The 17,632-nt window shown below is 46.1% G+C and carries 13 protein-coding genes; 6 read left to right on the top strand and 7 right to left on the bottom strand.

Annotated features, from left to right (window positions below; genetic code table 11):
* Positions 1-5 precede the first annotated feature (5 nt).
* Positions 6-2,132: a fatty acid oxidation complex subunit alpha FadJ gene (fadJ, locus tag IL_RS05075; RefSeq protein ID WP_011234244.1), complete on the bottom strand. Its 2,127-nt coding sequence runs from the start codon at positions 2,130-2,132 to the stop codon at positions 6-8.
* A complete protein-coding gene (gene fadI / locus IL_RS05080; RefSeq protein WP_011234245.1) occupies positions 2,132-3,442 on the bottom strand; it encodes an acetyl-CoA C-acyltransferase FadI in 1,311 nt (436 codons plus the stop codon). Before fadI ends, fadJ begins: the two co-directional genes overlap by 1 nt.
* A 211-nt stretch (positions 3,443-3,653) precedes the next feature.
* Between fadI and IL_RS05085 the strand changes: the two genes are divergently transcribed.
* The 6 genes from IL_RS05085 to IL_RS05110 are packed head-to-tail and all read left to right on the top strand — an operon-like array spanning position 3,654 to position 10,574.
* Positions 3,654-4,610, top strand: a complete 957-nt coding sequence (locus IL_RS05085) for an AAA family ATPase (RefSeq protein ID WP_011234246.1) — start codon at positions 3,654-3,656, stop codon at positions 4,608-4,610.
* A complete protein-coding gene (locus tag IL_RS05090; RefSeq protein WP_011234247.1) occupies positions 4,610-5,569 on the top strand; it encodes a DUF58 domain-containing protein in 960 nt (319 codons plus the stop codon). Before IL_RS05085 ends, IL_RS05090 begins: the two co-directional genes overlap by 1 nt.
* Positions 5,569-6,045 carry a DUF4381 domain-containing protein gene (locus tag IL_RS05095; RefSeq protein WP_011234248.1) on the top strand — a complete coding sequence of 159 codons (477 nt, stop codon included), beginning with the start codon at positions 5,569-5,571 and terminating at the stop codon, positions 6,043-6,045. Before IL_RS05090 ends, IL_RS05095 begins: the two co-directional genes overlap by 1 nt.
* Positions 6,038-7,021 (top strand): vWA domain-containing protein, encoded by a 984-nt coding sequence (locus IL_RS05100; protein WP_011234249.1) that lies wholly within the window; start codon positions 6,038-6,040, stop codon positions 7,019-7,021. The genes IL_RS05095 and IL_RS05100 overlap by 8 nt, the downstream gene beginning before the upstream one ends.
* The gene (locus tag IL_RS05105; RefSeq protein WP_011234250.1) at positions 7,018-8,850 is read left to right on the top strand and encodes a VWA domain-containing protein; all 1,833 of its coding nucleotides are present in this window, start codon (positions 7,018-7,020) and stop codon (positions 8,848-8,850) included. The genes IL_RS05100 and IL_RS05105 overlap by 4 nt, the downstream gene beginning before the upstream one ends.
* Positions 8,844-10,574, top strand: coding sequence for a BatD family protein (locus IL_RS05110; RefSeq protein ID WP_011234251.1), 1,731 nt, complete (start codon positions 8,844-8,846; stop codon positions 10,572-10,574). The genes IL_RS05105 and IL_RS05110 overlap by 7 nt, the downstream gene beginning before the upstream one ends.
* Before the next feature lie 69 nt (positions 10,575-10,643).
* Here the strand turns inward: IL_RS05110 and IL_RS05115 are convergent, their stop codons facing one another.
* The 5 genes from IL_RS05115 to clpP all read right to left on the bottom strand — a co-directional run bounded on the left by IL_RS05115 (position 10,644) and on the right by clpP (position 17,610).
* Entirely contained in the window at positions 10,644-12,512 is a 1,869-nt protein-coding gene (locus IL_RS05115; RefSeq protein WP_011234252.1) for a SurA N-terminal domain-containing protein, read from the bottom strand.
* A 153-nt stretch (positions 12,513-12,665) separates the two neighbouring features.
* The gene (gene hupB / locus IL_RS05120) at positions 12,666-12,938 is read right to left on the bottom strand and encodes a nucleoid-associated protein HU-beta (protein WP_011234253.1); all 273 of its coding nucleotides are present in this window, start codon (positions 12,936-12,938) and stop codon (positions 12,666-12,668) included.
* A gap of 305 nt (positions 12,939-13,243) precedes the next feature.
* On the bottom strand, positions 13,244-15,568 hold the full coding sequence (gene lon, locus IL_RS05125; protein ID WP_011234254.1) for an endopeptidase La: 2,325 nt from the start codon (positions 15,566-15,568) through the stop codon (positions 13,244-13,246).
* 121 nt (positions 15,569-15,689) lie between these two features.
* Positions 15,690-16,961 (bottom strand): ATP-dependent protease ATP-binding subunit ClpX, encoded by a 1,272-nt coding sequence (clpX, locus tag IL_RS05130; RefSeq protein ID WP_011234255.1) that lies wholly within the window; start codon positions 16,959-16,961, stop codon positions 15,690-15,692.
* A gap of 28 nt (positions 16,962-16,989) precedes the next feature.
* A complete protein-coding gene (gene clpP, locus IL_RS05135) occupies positions 16,990-17,610 on the bottom strand; it encodes an ATP-dependent Clp endopeptidase proteolytic subunit ClpP (protein WP_011234256.1) in 621 nt (206 codons plus the stop codon).
* Positions 17,611-17,632: the final 22 nt, after the last annotated feature.

Consider the following 17,632-nt stretch of genomic DNA (forward strand, 5'->3'; position numbering starts at 1 on the left):
AAAGGCTATTGATAGAAATTCCAGCCATTTTCCAGCATTTGCTTCAACAAAGGTGCAGGCGTGTATCGTTCGCCACGTTCTGCTGCCAGCTTCTCTAGCTTATTCACTATCGTTTCAAGCCCCTGGCTGTCCATATAACGGAATGGCCCGCCAAGGAAAGGTGGGAAACCGATACCGAAAATTGCACCAATATCACCGTCGCGAGGACTGCGAATAATCTCTTCCTGCAAACAGTAAGCAGCTTCATTCAGCATGGGCAATAAACAAATATCAATAATTTCGTCCGCAGACTTGCTCTCGTTCGGATCAATATCCAGCAAAGAATACACTGAAGTGTCTACCGGCTTACCCTTTACACTCTTGCCGTATTGATAAAAGCCTTTTTGGTTTTTCTTACCTTTACGGTCGTCGTCAATCAGCTTCTCAAAAGCTTCAGGCGCTTCAAAACGATCACCCAGCTCTTTCACCAATACCGGAGCCACTTTTGCCGCAACATCGATACCAACCTCATCCAGTAAAGTAATTGGCCCTACCGGGAAACCAAATTTCACTAAGGTTTTATCGATATGCTCAATAGGCTCTCCGGCTAACAGCAAGCGCGCAGCTTCGTTCATGTAGGGCGCAAGAATTCGGTTTACATAGAATCCGGCACCATCTTTCACCACTATCGGAGTTTTACCCTGCTTCTTGGCCAGAGAAACCGTTGTGGCTATTGTCTTATCGGAAGTACCCGGATGGGTAATAATTTCCGCCAACGGCATTTTATCGACCGGAGAAAAATAGTGGAGCCCAATAACCTGTTCCGGGCGCTTGGCTTTAGCCGCTATTTGAGTAATAGGCAGTGAGCTCGTATTAGTTGCAAAAATGGTCGACTCGTCTGCGTGCTCCTCCACATCAGCAACCATTTTTTGCTTCAGGTTAAGGTCTTCAAATACCGCTTCAATAACCACGTCGGTACGCTCAAATCCACTGTAATCAAGCGAACCGCTCAGCATTAGCATGGTCTTTTCAAGCTCGGCCCGGCGCATATGCCGACGTTTCACTTTTTTATCTAGACGCTCGTAACTGTAATGTAATGCATGTCGAATTCCGTCTTCAGCGATGTCCTTGATACGTGCAGGAATACCTGCTTTAGCCGCCGTAACATAGGCAATACCGCCGCCCATCAATCCACCACCTAAAACGCCAACCCGTTTGACCGAATCAGGTTTAACGCCATCGGCGCCGGTTTCTTTTTTCATTTCTGTGGTGGCAAAGAAAATCTGGCGCAGCTGATAAGACTCTGGCGTCATTGCCAACTCACCAAAGCTACGGGCTTCCTTATCCAGGCCAGCTTCGCGGCCACGTTCAACACCTTCACGCACCGTCTGAATGATTTTATCAATTGCCGGGTAATTGCCCTGAGCTTTCTTCTGCGCCTGCTCACTGGCCTTTTTAAAGATAATGTCACGGCCAAACTTGGTCGCCTCCAGCACTTTACTAATGCCCTTAAGTGGCGGCTTAGTTGATTTTGGCTTACGTTTTAACGCGTGCTCAACGGCAACATCCAACAATATGCTTTGGGGAACAACCTCGGTGACAAGTCCTGCTTTCAAAGCCTGTTTAGCACGCAGTTCTTTACCGGTCAGGATCATCGTCAGTCCTTGCTGAACACCAACCAGTTCAGGCAGACGTTGCGTACCACCACTGCCCGGTAACAAGCCTAATTTCACTTCAGGTAAGCCCAGAGCTGTCTTGCTGTTGTCGGTACAAACTCTTACATGACAAGCCATGGCCAGTTCCAGTCCACCACCCAGGCAAGCTCCGTTAATAGCCGCAACCACAGGCACATTTAACTGCTCGATGCGATCAAACATAGCCTGCCCTTTTCGCGCCAGACTTTCTGCGTCCACGGCATTTTCACAACCGTCTATCATGTTGATATCAGCACCGGCAATAAAGGAGCCTGGCTTACCACTAATAAAAACCACACCTTTGACTGAATCATCGCTTTCTAAGCGATTCATCAAACTGCCAACTTCTTCGGCAAATGAGTCTTTTAAGGTATTCATCGACTCACCAGGGACATCAATCGTAATTACAGCGACGCCGTCGTCCCTAACTTCCATAGTGAATGCTTTATCCTGACTCATTATTCTGTCTCCACAATCATTGCTGCACCCAGGCCACCGGCAGCACAAGCGGTTGTTAAACCGACACCACCACCGCGACGGCGCAATTCATTCAAAGTCTGTGTGATCATTCTGGTACCGGTTGCGGCAAATGGATGACCATAAGCAATGGAGCCGCCCAGCACGTTAAATTTATCCATATCGATTTCGCCAATGGCTTTATCACGACCCAGCTTCTCTTGCGCAAACTTATCACTGGCAAACATCTTCATATTCGCCAATGTTTGCGCTGCAAAAGCCTCGTGCATATCAATAAGGTCTAAATCGTTTAAGCTCATACCAGCACGGTCTAAAGCAACTGGAGTCGAATAGGAAGGTCCCATCAGCATGTCTTCTTCCACCTGTAGGGCAGCAAAGGCATAACTGCGTAAGTAACCTAATACCGGCAACCCGAGTTCTTTCGCGCGGCTTTCGGTCATCATCATGACAGCAGAAGCTCCGTCAGTTAAAGGCGTGCTGTTCGCCGCAGTCACTGAACCATGCTTGCGATCAAATACCGGTTTTAATTTCGCCAGTTTTTCTATCTGACTGTCACCACGAATATTATTATCGCGGCTCAAATGCTTTTTATAAGGCTCAGGGTAAGCCGTCATTACTTCATCACTTAACCAACCAGCTTCCCATGCAGCATGAGCCTTTTGGTGCGATCTTACCGTTAGCTCGTCCTGGTCTTCACGGCTAATGTTATGCGTTTTCGCCATTTGTTCCGCCGTTTGTCCCATGCTTAGTCCGGTACTGTATTCAGCAACAGCCGGTGGTACAGGCAATAAGTCTTTAAAACCTAAACGCTTCAATATTGAAAACCGTTGCCCTAAGGTTTTTGCTTTATTTAAATCGACTAGAGCACGCGCCATACGTTTACTGACACCAATAGGTAATACCGAAGATGAATCCGCACCACCAGCTATGCCTCCACGAATATGGCCAGCCACCATAGCTTCGGCAATATTAACCGCCGACTGAAAGCTTGTAGCACACGCGCGGGACACACTGTAAGCATCAGTACCAACAGGCAAACTGGTTCCCAATACTATTTCACGGGCAATGTTAGGCGCTTCCGGCATTTGCACAACCTGACCAAACACCAGTTGCTCAACCCAGTCACCGTCAATACCGGTTTTATTCACTAATTCCTGAACAACCATTTTACCTAAGTCGACTGCGGGTATGCCGTGAAAGTCCGTTGCTTGTTTCGCAAATGGTGTTCTTATACCCGCCACAAAGGCAATTCTTTCGCCATTTACGGTTAGCAAGCGTTGTGCTGCTGTCATAATAAATCCTCAATTCAAAAACCAATACTGGTCTGACCACAAATTATGTTACAAATTCTAGCCCGTAATAGAGCAGATTAAAACCACCGTTTTCGGTAAAGTATGCTGTATAGATTGAAATTTCGGAACAAAGACAGCATTGTTGCTGTCATTGCTATGCAGTACTGACAGCATAGTCAGTTTTCGCTGATAACGACAGCCTGGAGTAAACATGACCGCGACAGCGTTTCAAAAGCTACAAAATTACCTGAATCGGCAAGTGCTTGGACAGCCGGACTTCACTCAAAACCTTTTAATTGCCGTATTGGCTGACGGCCACCTGCTGGTAGAGGGCCCTCCCGGCCTGGCTAAAACCCGTGCAGTACAAGCTTTAGCAAAAGGTATTGAAGGTGACTTCCATCGGGTGCAGTTCACTCCCGACTTATTGCCCGCCGATTTAACCGGTACCGACATTTTTCGTCCCGAAACTGGACAGTTTGAGTTTCAACAAGGCCCTTTGTTCCATAATTTAATTCTGGCCGATGAAATTAATCGGGCTCCAGCAAAAGTTCAGTCAGCTTTACTTGAAGCTATGGCAGAACGGCAAATTACGGTTGGTCAACGTAGCTACCCGCTTTCTGATCTTTTCATGGTACTAGCAACACAGAACCCTCTGGAGCAGGAAGGAACCTATCCACTTCCTGAGGCCCAGTTGGATCGTTTTCTATTGCATTTAAAACTCGACTATCCAGATGCCGAGACTGAACAGCAAATTCTACGTCTAACCCGAGGTGAAGCCTTATCAGGTGACCTCGATATACCGACTCCGTTAACACAAAAGCAGCTATTCGACGCACGCCACGAAGTTTTGCAGCTGTATTTAGATGACGCTGTTGAGAACTATCTGGTTCAACTGATTATCGCAACACGTCAGCCGCAGCGCTACGATCAGAATTTAGCGCAATGGATAGGCTATGGTGCCAGCCCTCGTGCCACTATAGCGCTGGAGCGCTGCGCCAGAGCTAAAGCCTGGTTAGATGGTCGTGACTTTGTAACACCTGACGATGTCATTAGTGTTTTCCACAACGCTTTACGGCACCGGATTATTTTAAGTTATCAGGCAGAAGCCGACGGCGTATCACATGATCAGGTTCTTGATACGATACTGAAACTTGTACCGGCACCATAATGTTAAGAACTGAAGTTGAACAATGGCTTAAGCAGTTGCACTGCGATGGAGTCAGTCCCGGTATTCAGGAACTTCTTTATTATCGCAGCAAAATCAATGCTTTTGCGCGCCATCATAAAAGTCTTCCACGCTCAAGCCAGACAGGCCCCTTGCTAAGCAAAAGCCGTGGTCGCGGAATGGAGTTTGATGAGGTACGGCATTACCAGCCGGGCGATGATATCCGTTCCATTGACTGGCGGGTAACCGCACGAACCGGTAAAGCCCACACTAAGCTCTATCGCGAAGAAAAAGAGCGCCCGGTATTTATCTGGGTGGACTTGTCTCTGACTCAGCTTTTTGGCAGCCAATTTGTGTTCAAATCTGTTCAGGCCTGCCATTTAGCCGCGGCACTGGCCTGGCAGGCACAACATAAGGGTGATCGTATTGGAGGGCTCATTGGCAATGGCTGGCAACATCAGGAGCTAAAACCTATAGCCCGGCAAAAAGGCGTTCTACGTTTGTGTCATGCGCTTCTGGAAGTTCATAATGACAGCCTGACCCGTTGGCAAAACAAACAAAAACAGCAACAAAACACGCTGGACGATAACCTAAAGCGGATACGACAACTGGTTAAGCCTGGCAGCAGCATTCATGTTATCAGCGATTTTTATAACGCCAGCGAACGCTTTATGGATGGATTGCGCGTACTTTCCCAGCATAATTCGGTTCGTTGTTTTGGGCTTTACGACCCTATGGAGCATGAGTTACCCCAGGGGTACTCGTCGCATCCACTAGCAATTACCGATGGTCAGCAACAAGTCAGTATAAATCTAGCTGATCAACAGCAAAGAAAAACATATCAAAATGCCGCCGAGCTTCGTTGGAGCAATATTCAGCAAGAATTCAGGAAACGGAAGCTGGCTTTAACACCAATATCCAGTGCCTTACCGTTGGAACAGCAATGGGCAGAGGTAAAATAATGCAGCAACCGTCACTAAATAATCTTAATGATATTGTTGAGCCGGGAGCGGCGAGTTGGTGGCCGCCTTCGTGGCCGACAATTGCTATTGCCATAGCGCTTCTTGTCGGTACTGCTTTTTTTATTTTCTGGTTGATTCGGCGTCGACAGCAGTCGCACATACGCAAAATCGCGATCCGGCAGTTACAACAAGACAGAAACATAAGCATCGAAGAGCTTACGGTAATACTTAAGCGCACCGCGCTGGCATATTATCCCAGAGAATTCGTTGCGGAAAAGCACAGTCGCCAATGGATAAGTTTTTTGCTCACTCCTCTGTCAGAAAAGGAAAAAGCAACTTATGAATCCTTGCTTAATGAGGCTAATAAAAACTTTTATGGCATTGCTGATAATAACTTTAATCAACAATACTACGAACTCGCTCACCTTTGGCTGAGCAAAGATTTGAGCAAACAACCCGGAGCCGAAGATGTTTGAATTTGCCTGGCCATGGATGTTTTGCCTACTGCCCTTACCCGCAATTATCTGGAAATGGTTTCCGGCCGTACGTAAAAATAGCTCGGCTATACGCCTTCCCAGTACTTACGGCTTAGTTAGCGGCAGTCAGAGCTCTGGTAAACGCTGGTTATTGTTACCGCTGATGAGTTTATGCTGGATCATGCTGGTCGCTGCGGTGGCTAAGCCTCAATGGTTGGGCGAGCCGCTAGCAATTCGGGCTGAAGGACGAGAAATTATGCTGGCTGTAGACTTATCCGGCAGTATGGAAATTGCAGATATGCAATTGGAAGGCCGCTCAGTGAACCGTCTAACTATGGTTAAGCACGTTTTGAGCGATTTCATTGAACGCCGCGAAGGTGACAGGCTCGGACTGATTCTATTTGCAGACACGGCCTATTTACAGACTCCCATGACTTACGATCGCAACACCGTAAAACAGATGCTTAATGAATCTGTACTCGGCTTAGTTGGCGAACGAACCGCGATAGGAGATGCTATTGCTTTGTCTGTGAAGCGCTTTCGAGACGACGAAAAGTCAAACCGGGTACTGGTATTACTAACCGATGGTCAGAACACAGCCGGTAACCTGCCCCCTGAGCAGGCACTTGAACTGGCTCAGGCTTACGATGTAACGATATACCCTATTGCGGTCGGTGCTGAAGAAGTAGTCGTTGATAGCTTTTTCGGGCAACGAAGAGTTAATCCAAGCCGCGACCTGGACGTACCTTTAATGCAAAGTATCGCTAAACAAACTGGTGGTAAGTACTTCCGTGCTCGCAGTACCAATGAACTCGAAGAAATTTATCAACGCCTGGACAAGCTGGAACCTATTGCTGGCGACCCTCAGCAACTAAGACCTCGAGTGAGTTTATTTTACTGGCCATTGGTAATAAGTTTTCTTCTGTTTATTGCGTTAGCCATGTTGCACTATCGACCATGGGGGAGACGTTCATGAGCGAATTTCACTTATTGCGCCCCTGGTGGTTACTGGCTTTAGTTCCAGTTGCACTACTGTATTGGCGTTTACTCTACAGTCAGAAACATCAGGCCGGATGGCATCAATGGCTCCCCGGGCACCTGTCAAAAGTATTGGTTAAGTCAGGGTCACAACCGTCTCTCTGGCCTGCCCACCGTTTTTTGTTAATTTCAGTTCTGGCAACACTGGCTCTTTGCGGGCCCACCTGGGAACGACTACCACAACCGGTTTACCAGCTTGAATCGGGACAGGTCGTGATTATGGACATGTCGCCATCGGTTTTAGCCGATGATATTGCCCCTAACCGTTTAACCAGAATGAGATACAAAGCCATTGATTTAGTCCGGGCAGGACTTGATGGTGATACCGGCCTTATTGCTTACGCCGACGATGCTTTTATCATCAGTCCGCTTACTGCCGATAACCGTAATTTAATAAATTTAATCCCATCACTGTCACCCGATATTATGCCGGCGCAAGGCAGTGAACCCTTGTTAGCTTTGAAGCTGGCTGACGATTTATTAAAAAATGCCGGCTACCCTCAGGGCGATATATACTGGCTTACCGACGGCATCAGTAGTAACGAACTCAACCAACTCAGTAGTTACTTGCGTTCTGTCGATCATAGGGTTTCTATTCTGGCGGTTGGTACTGAAGAAGGTGCTGCAATTCGCGATAGCTCAGGCCGTTTATTAAAAGACAACAATCAGGTCATTATTGCCAAAACTTTTCCTTCACGATTATCCGATCTGGCTTCTATTACGGGAGGAGCCTTTTCATCAGTAACCGCCGACAATCGTGATATTGATAAACTCATAAACCAGGCACCACTGACGCGTGAAGGTAAAGACGGCGATGAACAACAGCAAGGAGACGCATGGCGTGATATGGGCCCTTACGTTGCCCTCTTTATCTTACCTATTATGTTGTTTAGCTGGCGTCGGGGCAGCCTGCTTAGCCCTTTATTACTCTCTATGTTATTGCCTTTAATCGGCTTCAGTCCCAATGTGCATGCTGCACAAGAATCCGTCTGGCAGAAGCAGTTGCTAAACCGTGAGCAACGTGCACAGCGTTTATATCAAGAAGAAGAATACCAACGGGCGGCTAACCTTAGCAGAACTCCGTTTCGTCAGGGCGCTGCTCTGTACCGCGATGGTGACTATGAAGCCGCCGCCGAAGCCTTTTCTCAAAGCGATTCGGCAGAGGCGCAATATAATTTAGGTAATGCACTGGCTAAGCAGCAACAATACGATGCGGCAATAGAAGCTTACGACAACGCTTTAGAACAACGCCCTGACTGGTCCCAGGCAGCCGAAAATAAGCAACTCGTTGAGCAATTGAAGCAACAGCAGGAAGCAGAAGACTCCGGCGGTTCAGACGAATCCTCCAAGGAATCAGATTCTGATAAAAACGAATCGGATAAGAATTCTGAGCAAAGTGGTGACGGCGAGGAGCAACAAAATAATCAGTCCAATAACAGTGATGGGCCCCCTAATCCTGATGAAAGGGGTCAAGAGGATGGAGAGCCGGAGCCGGAACAAAAAGAACAGGAGCCTTCTCAAGAAGAACCCCAGGAGCAGCAACGCCAGGACACAAGCCCAGAAAGCCAGGAGGAATCCAGCCAACTACTTCAACAGAAGGTCCGCGAAGGCGAGATTGACCCTGAAAAAGCCCAACAACTGGAGCAGTGGATGAACCGGGTGCCGGATGACCCAAGTATACTGCTACGTAATAAAATGCTTCTGGAGAGCCAGAAACGGCGTCAGCGCAGAACCTCAGAACCCCAGGGAGACGATAAAAAATGGTAAGAGTATGGCGACACATTATCTTATTGATGAGCTTTTTACTTGTGAGCCAACTTGCTCACGCCGATGTCTCTGAAGTTACTGCTACGGTAGACCGTAATCCGGTTACGGCGAACGAATCCTTCGTATTAACGATAACCGTTGATGACGATGTTGCTAACGACAGCTTTTCGCCATCTAAGCTACTAAAAGACTTCGTTGTAGGCAGAACATCGGTCAGTCGCCAGACATCAATGATCAACGGAAAACTTAGCAAACAGACGCGCTTTACAACCGTACTCATCCCTCAGTCCGCCGGGGAATATAAAATTCCCGAAATTAGCATAGGTGGTGTCTCGTCGGCTCCTATTTCATTGCAAGTCCTGGAACCCGGCAACAACCAGGATAACGAACAGAAAATCGCTTTTCTGGAAGCTCGCATAGACAATCAGCAAGTCTATCTGCAGCAGCCTATCACTTATGTTGCGCGGCTATTTCTTGCGGCCGACTTGAACAAAGGAAACCTAATACCGCCTGAAGCAGAAAACGCCGACATTCAGCAAATTGGCAGGGATGAAGAAAGTACAGAAATGGTGAATGGCAGGCGCTATAAGGTTTATCAGCGTGTTTACCAAATAACGCCAAGCAAGTCAGGTTCTTTAAGTATCGCAGGCGCCCGTTTCGACGGCGAAGTTTTCACTCAAGGGCAACGCTCTATCTTTTCGTCTTTCTCCAACACACAGCCTGTCAGCACCATTGCTGAAACTATCGAGGTTGAGGTGCAGGCCGTCCCTGATAGCTGGCAAGGTCACTGGTTGCCTAGCGAGCTTGTCAGTGTTTCTCAATCCGTTTCGCCTGAGCAAGAAAGTTATACCGTAGGTGAACCTTTCACTATTTCCTATATGCTGACCGCTGTTGGTGTAAAACCAGAGCAGCTACCAGACGTTCGACCAAGCTTCCCCGATACGGTGAGGATTTATCCGGATGGCGATGAGACGGATCAATTTAGTCGCAACGGCGTTATTATCTCTCAAAAAACAATAAGCTTTGCGGTCGTCCCCAATCAGCCAGGACCATTAAGAATTCCGGCACTAAATATCCCCTGGTTTAATACCAAAACGGGCAAACCTGCATCGGCGGTAACCGAAGAGCTGAACTTTTCTGTCGCAATGGGTGACGGAATGCAATCTATTCCGAAGGCAAGCAATAATGCCGAAGCTAAAGCGACTGAAGAGCAGCAGCTAAATGATGAGGAAGTAACTCAAACTGAGGCGAAAACCCAATCAGTTGAATGGAATACCTGGATAGTTAGCTTACTCGCCCTGGTACTGATTGTTTCAATTATACTGAACGCGTACCTTCTCTGGAGTCGAAGCACAAGCTCTAAGAGCAAAGTATCGACGCGTAAAACAACAGAAGATAAACCTCACAATCTAAACAAAGACAAATTATGGAGAGAGTTTCAACTAGCCTGCCGTAACAATAACGCACAAGAAGCAAAAGAGTTTTTGCTGAAATGGGCAAACCGCTATTTTGAACGCAGCTTTAATAGCATAACTGAGCTGTCTCAATATCTTTCAATAGAAAATGCATGCTCAAGCTTGCAACAAAGCCTTTATCAGCCGAAGGCTACCTCATGGCAGGATGGAAAAGTGCTTTATAAAGAAGTTAAGACCTCTATAGAAGCAAAAAAAAATATAACAACTACTAAAGACGTGTTGCCAAACTTGTACAGCAATAACGGATAAACTCACTACAATAGAAATAAAAAAGGCTCAGACTTGTCACGGTCTGAGCCTTTTTTGCGATATCAACGTCTACGGAGTTGATAAACGTTTTATATCTGCGTCCGCTTTTAAGTTATTAATAAAGGCTTGCAACATAACCTGAGCCTGACGGTTCCGCATCTGACTCTTTAACTCGTCAAGTTGGCTGTCATCAGTACTTCCTGGAGAAACTTCGGTCAGTGCAACCACAGCAGCATCTCCATTCGGTAACGCAACCGTGTTAAAGACGCTCTCATCGCTTGCTGAAGGAGACATTGAGAATAGCTCACGTACAATAGTTCTTGGGTGCTCACCATTGTTACGCTGAATGCTATCTACCCAGACAATTTCGTCGCTCACCTCTTCACCCGCTTTCCAGGCTTGCATCCATTCATTAGCCTGCTCAAGCGCTAATTGCTGAGCTTTTTCTACGCGCAGTTCGGACACTATTTTTTCACGAACTTCGTCCAGCTCTTTTACTCGCACTGGTTGATGCTCAGTTACACGTACTACCAGTGACCGATCATCTGAAGTTTCAATAATATCGCTGTTCAACTTCTCTTTAATTAACTGCTCTGAAAATAGGTTATTGAGAACAACATCGTCGCTCAAGGGCGTTGGGGCTCTGTCACGAGTGAATAAATCGGAACGGCGTACAGTGGATCCAATTTCTTCAGCAGCAGGCTCCAATGTGTCAGGTTGCTCAAAGCTAATTTCCGCCAGTTTCTGTTGTTTTTCAAAATAGCGATCTTCTGCCTTTTCGGTTAACAACTGCTGACGCACTTCGTCTTTCACTTCGTTAAATGGTGTGACTGAACCTTCGCGTAAATCGGTAAGTTTAATAATGTGGTAACCAAAGCTCGTTTCAACAACGTCTGATAAATCACCAACATTTTCTAACTCAAAAACGGAGGCATCGAAATCTTCATCCATCATTCCGGCTTCTATCCAACCTAGATCTCCGCCCTGCTCAGCTGAGAAAGTATCGTCTGAATAAGTTTGCGCTACCTCCGAGAAGTCCGCACCTTGTTTAAGTTCAGCAAGTGCTTCTTCAGCTTTCTTTTTAGCGTTATCAGTCTCGAACTCGATCAGAATATGAGAAACACGGCGCTCTTCTTCGGTCGAATATTGCTGCTGACGCTCATCATAATATTGACGCACTTCTTCATCTGAAATTTCGACTTCTGATTCAACAGCAGCTAAAGAGAGCTCAACATAGGCGACGCTGAGTTTTTCCTGAGTCCGGAACATATCTTGATTTTGCTGATAGAAGTTTTCGATATCCTGTTCTGCAATCTCTACCTGCTCTTCGAAACTTTCATTGCTTGCCACTAAAAAGCCGCCTGAACGCGACTGGCTTTGTAAGCGCATAAAGGCAATAGCTTCAGGTTCAAGCACGAACGCAGTCGCAGACAAGCCTCGTAGTAACTGATTTCGGGTCATATCCTGTTGCATCACTTTCGCGAAAGCTTCAGGGCTATAACCCGCATTACGCAAAGCCATCAGGTAGACATCGTTATCAAATTGTCCTGCTGTACGAAATTGAGAAATATCACGGATTGCAGCTTTTACCTGCTCGGGGCTCACTCTCATCCCGTTATCTTCAGCGTATTGCACTAAAAGCTCTTGTTCGATAAGTTGCTCTAATACTCCACTGCGTAAATTACGCATATAATCTGGATCGGAAGTAATAGCAGAAAACATATCACCAAACTGCTCTTGCAAGCGACTACGCTCATTTTCATAAGCACGATCGTAGTCACTACGAGGAATTTCTTCTCCATTAACTTTTGCGACAGCATCTTCTGTGTCACTAGTGATATAACCACCAACACCTGCTAATGCAAAAGTTAGAATGATTAACACAAGAATGGCCTTAGCAGTATAACTCTGCGAGCCTTCCCGAATCCGCTCTAACATAATAAGGCTTTCCTTATTTAACCTGAATAAACAACGTCACATTATAAGGTGATTCGTCTTAAAACTCACCATTCATACAAAAAAATAACCCGAGGTTTTATAAACCTCGGGCTACTATTATTATTCTTTAAAAAAAGCGCTAATGCGCTTTAATTAATTTACTGCGTCTTTCAGTGCTTTACCTGCTTTAAAAGAAGGAACTTTAGCAGCAGCGATCTGAATAGTCTCACCCGTTTGAGGGTTACGACCAGTACGAGCAGAACGCTCACGCACGCTAAACGTACCGAAGCCAACTAATGCGACTTGGTCATCTTTTTTTAGAGCATCAGTTACTGCATCGATCATAGAGTCCAGAGCACGACCAGCAGCAGCCTTAGAAATATCTGCACCTGCCGCGATTTTGTCAATAAGCTGAGACTTGTTCACAGTATCATCCCCTTAGATTGTTATTATCAAGTTTCCGTGGTTCCATTCGGATTTTAAAATGGGCCAGAACGGTTATATCAAGCTTGATGTTAATTGTTCAAGCACCATTAGTCCAAATGGCTTTCCTATCCAGCTGTTCGTATGTCATACATGTGAATCAGCTATAAACTCTAGGCTACCACAGTCTTTTAGATTGAAAACCCTTTTTACTCACTTTTTAACGAAAAAATGCGGTCTGAAGCATGATTTCTCATCCGCAGACCGCATTCTAGTGCTTGAATATGACTTTAGTATTATATTGCTGGTTACTCCTTAACCAAAGCAACATCCAATACTTCATCAATCCATTTTACCGGCTGAATCACTAAGTCCTGTTTTACGTTGTCAGCAATTTCTTTCAAGTCGCGTTCATTTTCTTTAGGAATTAACACATGCTTGATTCCACCACGGTGCGCAGCCAGCAATTTCTCTTTTAAACCACCAATGGCCAGCACTTCACCGCGCAACGTAATTTCGCCCGTCATTGCTACATCAGAACGAACAGGTTTACCGGTTAACGATGACACCATAGCTGTCACCATAGCAATACCTGCACTGGGCCCATCTTTCGGTGTAGCGCCTTCTGGCACATGCACGTGAATATCGCGTTTTTCATGGAAGTCTTCCGCAATGCCCAGCTTGTCAGCACGGCTACGAACCACTGTCAGAGCAGTTTGAATCGACTCCTGCATAACATCACCCAGGGAACCTGTGGTGGTTGTCTTTCCTTTACCAGCTACATTAGTAGCTTCGATAGTCAGCAAGTCTCCGCCAACTTCAGTCCATGCTAAGCCAGTAACCTGACCGACTTGATTCGCTTCTTCAGCTTTGCCGTAATCAAACCGTTGCACGCCCAAATAGTCGCTAAGATTGTCGCCGGTAATCTCAACATGTTTTATCGATTTATCCAGCAAAATTTGCTTAACCGATTTACGGCACAAGCGCGACAGCTCACGTTCGAGGTTACGCACCCCGGCTTCGCGGGTGTAATAACGAATAATGCCAATAATTGCACTGTCCTGAACCGTAATTTCTTTTTCTTTTAAACCGTTACGGCCAATTTGCTTGGTTAACAAATGTCGCTTCGCAATATTCAGCTTCTCTTCTTCGGTGTAACCCGACAAGCGAATCACTTCCATGCGGTCTAATAATGGCGCTGGAATATTCATACTGTTAGATGTCGCCACAAACATGACATCTGACAAATCGTAATCGACTTCAAGATAATGGTCATTGAAGTTAATGTTTTGCTCAGGATCCAGTACTTCTAGCAATGCTGAAGCCGGGTCACCGCGCATGTCAGCCGACATTTTGTCAATTTCATCTAACAGAAACAGTGGATTACGAACGCCAACTTTTGACATTTTTTGAATCAGTTTACCGGGCATAGAGCCAATATAAGTACGACGGTGACCTCGTATTTCTGCTTCATCGCGTACGCCCCCTAGCGCCATGCGCACATACTCACGCCCCGTCGCCTTCGCTATCGACTGTCCAAGCGAGGTTTTACCGACACCTGGAGGACCTACTAAACAAAGAATCGCACCTTTCACTTTGGTGGTTCGTTGTTGTACCGCAAGATACTCAATAATACGTTCTTTAACTTTCTCTAGCCCGTAGTGATCAGCATCTAAAACTTTTTCAGCATGAGCTAAATCTTTCTTAATACGCGAACGTTTCTTCCATGGAACCGATACCATCCAGTCTATATAGCCGCGCACGACAGTCGCTTCCGCTGACATGGGTGACATCATTTTTAATTTTTGTAACTCAGCTTCAGTCTTTTTCTTCGCTTCTGCCGGCATCTTGGCGTCATCGATTTTCTTCTGTAACTGCTCAAATTCATCGACGCCATCTTCGGTTTCACCCAGCTCTTTCTGAATGGCTTTCATTTGCTCATTCAAATAATATTCGCGCTGGCTTTTTTCCATCTGTTTTTTAACGCGGCTACGAATGCGCTTTTCCACCTGCAGAATATCAATCTCACCTTCCATCAGAGCCATCAGATGTTCGATGCGCTCCCGAATGTCAGTAATTTCAAGAATGGCCTGCTTTTCTGCAAGTTTCAGCGGCATATGAGCAGCCATTGTGTCCGCTAAGCGATCGCCGTCTTCAATGCCGGACAGAGACGTCAGTACTTCCGGCGGTATCTTCTTATTTAGCTTTACATAGCCTTCGAACTGATTCAGTGCCGAACGAATAAGAATCTCTTCTTCTTTTTCCGGTAACTCTTCCGCGGCCAGATAATGAATACTAGCCTGAAAGTATTCTTCGTTATCCTGCAATTCATCCAGCTGCGCCCGTTGCTTACCTTCAACCAGCACTTTAACGGTGCCATCGGGTAGTTTCAGTAGCTGTAGAACCGTCGCAACTGTACCTACCTGATAAATATCCTCAGTAGTAGGTTCATCCACAGAAGCGTCTTTCTGAGCCGCCAGAAAAACTTGTTTATCTTCATCCATAGCGGCTTGTAAGCATCGAATCGACTTTTCCCGACCGACAAACAGTGGTATCACCATATGCGGGTATACCACGACATCTCTCAACGGCAGAACCGGCATCGTTAATTGTTCGGTGCGCTCTTCGCTCATTAAATTCTCTCCCGACCTAGGTTTACTTTGTAATATGCGGTCTTTACCTGAAAGTTCAATCCTTGACAGAAAAAAAGGGCCTTTCCGGCCCTTTTTCGAACACTTTTAATACAGTTTCGGATTATTCGCCCGAAGCCTGCTTATTTTTCTGCTGATTCGCGTAAATTAGAATAGGATCGGATTCACCAGCGATTACCGACTCATCCACCACAACTTTCGCGACCCCTTCAATAGAAGGCAGTTCATACATAGTGCCCAGCAGAACACCTTCCACAATGGAACGTAGACCACGAGCACCTGTTTTGCGAGCCATAGCCTTTTTCGCGATAGCTCTTAAAGCATCTTCACGAAACTCCAGTTCAACGTCTTCCATTTCAAACAAAGCTGAATATTGCTTGGTTAACGCATTTTTTGGCTCACGCAAAATTTCAATCAACGCTTCTTCATCCAGCTCATCTAGCGTGGCTACAACCGGTAAGCGACCAATGAATTCGGGAATCAAGCCATAGCGAACCAAATCTTCCGGTTCCACTTTAGCAATGATTGCCCCTTCTTCACTTTGCGTCTTACTCTTCACTTCTGCGCCAAAACCAATACCTGTTCCGGTAGACAAGCGTTGCTCGATAACTTTATTCAAGCCAGCAAAAGCACCGCCACAGATAAACAGAATTTTTGATGTGTCGACTTGCAGAAACTCTTGTTGAGGATGTTTCCGACCGCCTTGTGGCGGCACAGAAGCAACTGTTCCTTCAATCAGTTTCAGTAAGGCTTGTTGTACACCTTCGCCACTGACATCGCGAGTAATCGACGGATTGTCCGACTTACGTGAAATCTTATCAATCTCATCAATATAGACAATACCACGCTCTGCTTTCTCAACGTCGTAATCACACTTCTGTAAAAGCTTTTGAATTATGTTTTCAACGTCTTCGCCAACATAACCCGCTTCAGTTAATGTTGTTGCATCTGCCATAGTAAATGGCACATCCAAATAACGCGCTAAGGTTTCAGCCAGGAAAGTTTTTCCTGAGCCTGTCGGACCAATTAGCAGGATATTACTTTTGCCAAGCTCAACTTCCTGCTTGGCTGAACCGCGTAAGCGTTTGTAGTGATTATAAACGGCTACCGACAACACCTTTTTGGCGCGATCCTGACCAATAACATAGTCATCCAAATGCTTACGGATAGCTTTTGGCACAGGCAACTCATCCTGATCCGGAACCGGAGACAGTTGATGAATTTCTTCTTTTAGAATGTCATTGCATAGCTCAACGCATTCATCACAAATGAATACGGACGGTCCTGCAATAAGCTTCTTAACTTCGTGCTGACTTTTGCCACAAAAAGTGCAATATAGCGGCTTATCGCCGTCACCTTTGGACTGATCCGTCATGCTTTTCTCCTAACTGCTCTGCGCCAACTCAGGACTCTTCGCCACGCTGACGTAAAATACCATCAACCAGGCCGTAATCGATTGACTCTTCTGCCGATAAAAAGTGATCGCGATCAGTGTCTCTGGCCACTTTCTCGTAATCCTGACCTGTGTTCTCCGCTAACATACGGTTTAAGCGCTCTTTCAGATCCAAAATTTGTTTCGCATGAATTTCAAAATCTGACGCTTGTCCCTGGAATCCACCCAACGGCTGGTGAATCATCACTCGGGAATTAGGTAAACAATAACGTTTACCCTGAGCACCACCAGCCAATAGGAACGCGCCCATACTGGCCGCTTGGCCCATACATACCGTGCTAACATCCGGCTTAATAAAGCGCATGGTATCGTAAATAGCCATACCCGCTGTCACTACCCCACCAGGCGAATTAATGTAAAGGTAAATGTCTTTATCAGGATTATCTGATTCTAAAAACAGTAGCTGAGCCACAATGAGATTGGCCATGTGGTCTTCTACCTGACCACAACAAAAAATGACACGTTCTTTTAAGAGACGTGAATAGATGTCGTAAGAGCGCTCACCTTTCGAAGTCTGCTCGACGACCATAGGGACTAGCTGTGCCATTGGATCCTGAATATCGCTCGACATGTTTTATAAAGCTCCTGAAATA

The sequence above is a fragment of the Idiomarina loihiensis L2TR genome (genome assembly GCF_000008465.1).
GTDB classification, from domain to species: domain Bacteria; phylum Pseudomonadota; class Gammaproteobacteria; order Enterobacterales; family Alteromonadaceae; genus Idiomarina; species Idiomarina loihiensis.

Excerpts from the sequence above, each read along its gene's own strand:
- fadJ (WP_011234244.1), bottom strand. The coding sequence starts at position 2,132 with ATGAGTCAGGATAAAGCATTCACTATGGAAGTTAGGGACGACGGCGTC.
- fadI (WP_011234245.1), bottom strand. The coding sequence starts at position 3,442 with ATGACAGCAGCACAACGCTTGCTAACCGTAAATGGCGAAAGAATTGCC.
- IL_RS05085 (WP_011234246.1), top strand. The coding sequence starts at position 3,654 with ATGACCGCGACAGCGTTTCAAAAGCTACAAAATTACCTGAATCGGCAA.
- IL_RS05090 (WP_011234247.1), top strand. The coding sequence starts at position 4,610 with ATGTTAAGAACTGAAGTTGAACAATGGCTTAAGCAGTTGCACTGCGAT.
- IL_RS05095 (WP_011234248.1), top strand. The coding sequence starts at position 5,569 with ATGCAGCAACCGTCACTAAATAATCTTAATGATATTGTTGAGCCGGGA.
- IL_RS05100 (WP_011234249.1), top strand. The coding sequence starts at position 6,038 with ATGTTTGAATTTGCCTGGCCATGGATGTTTTGCCTACTGCCCTTACCC.
- IL_RS05105 (WP_011234250.1), top strand. The coding sequence starts at position 7,018 with ATGAGCGAATTTCACTTATTGCGCCCCTGGTGGTTACTGGCTTTAGTT.
- IL_RS05110 (WP_011234251.1), top strand. The coding sequence starts at position 8,844 with ATGGTAAGAGTATGGCGACACATTATCTTATTGATGAGCTTTTTACTT.
- IL_RS05115 (WP_011234252.1), bottom strand. The coding sequence starts at position 12,512 with ATGTTAGAGCGGATTCGGGAAGGCTCGCAGAGTTATACTGCTAAGGCC.
- lon (WP_011234254.1), bottom strand. The coding sequence starts at position 15,568 with ATGAGCGAAGAGCGCACCGAACAATTAACGATGCCGGTTCTGCCGTTG.
- clpX (WP_011234255.1), bottom strand. The coding sequence starts at position 16,961 with ATGACGGATCAGTCCAAAGGTGACGGCGATAAGCCGCTATATTGCACT.
- clpP (WP_011234256.1), bottom strand. The coding sequence starts at position 17,610 with ATGTCGAGCGATATTCAGGATCCAATGGCACAGCTAGTCCCTATGGTC.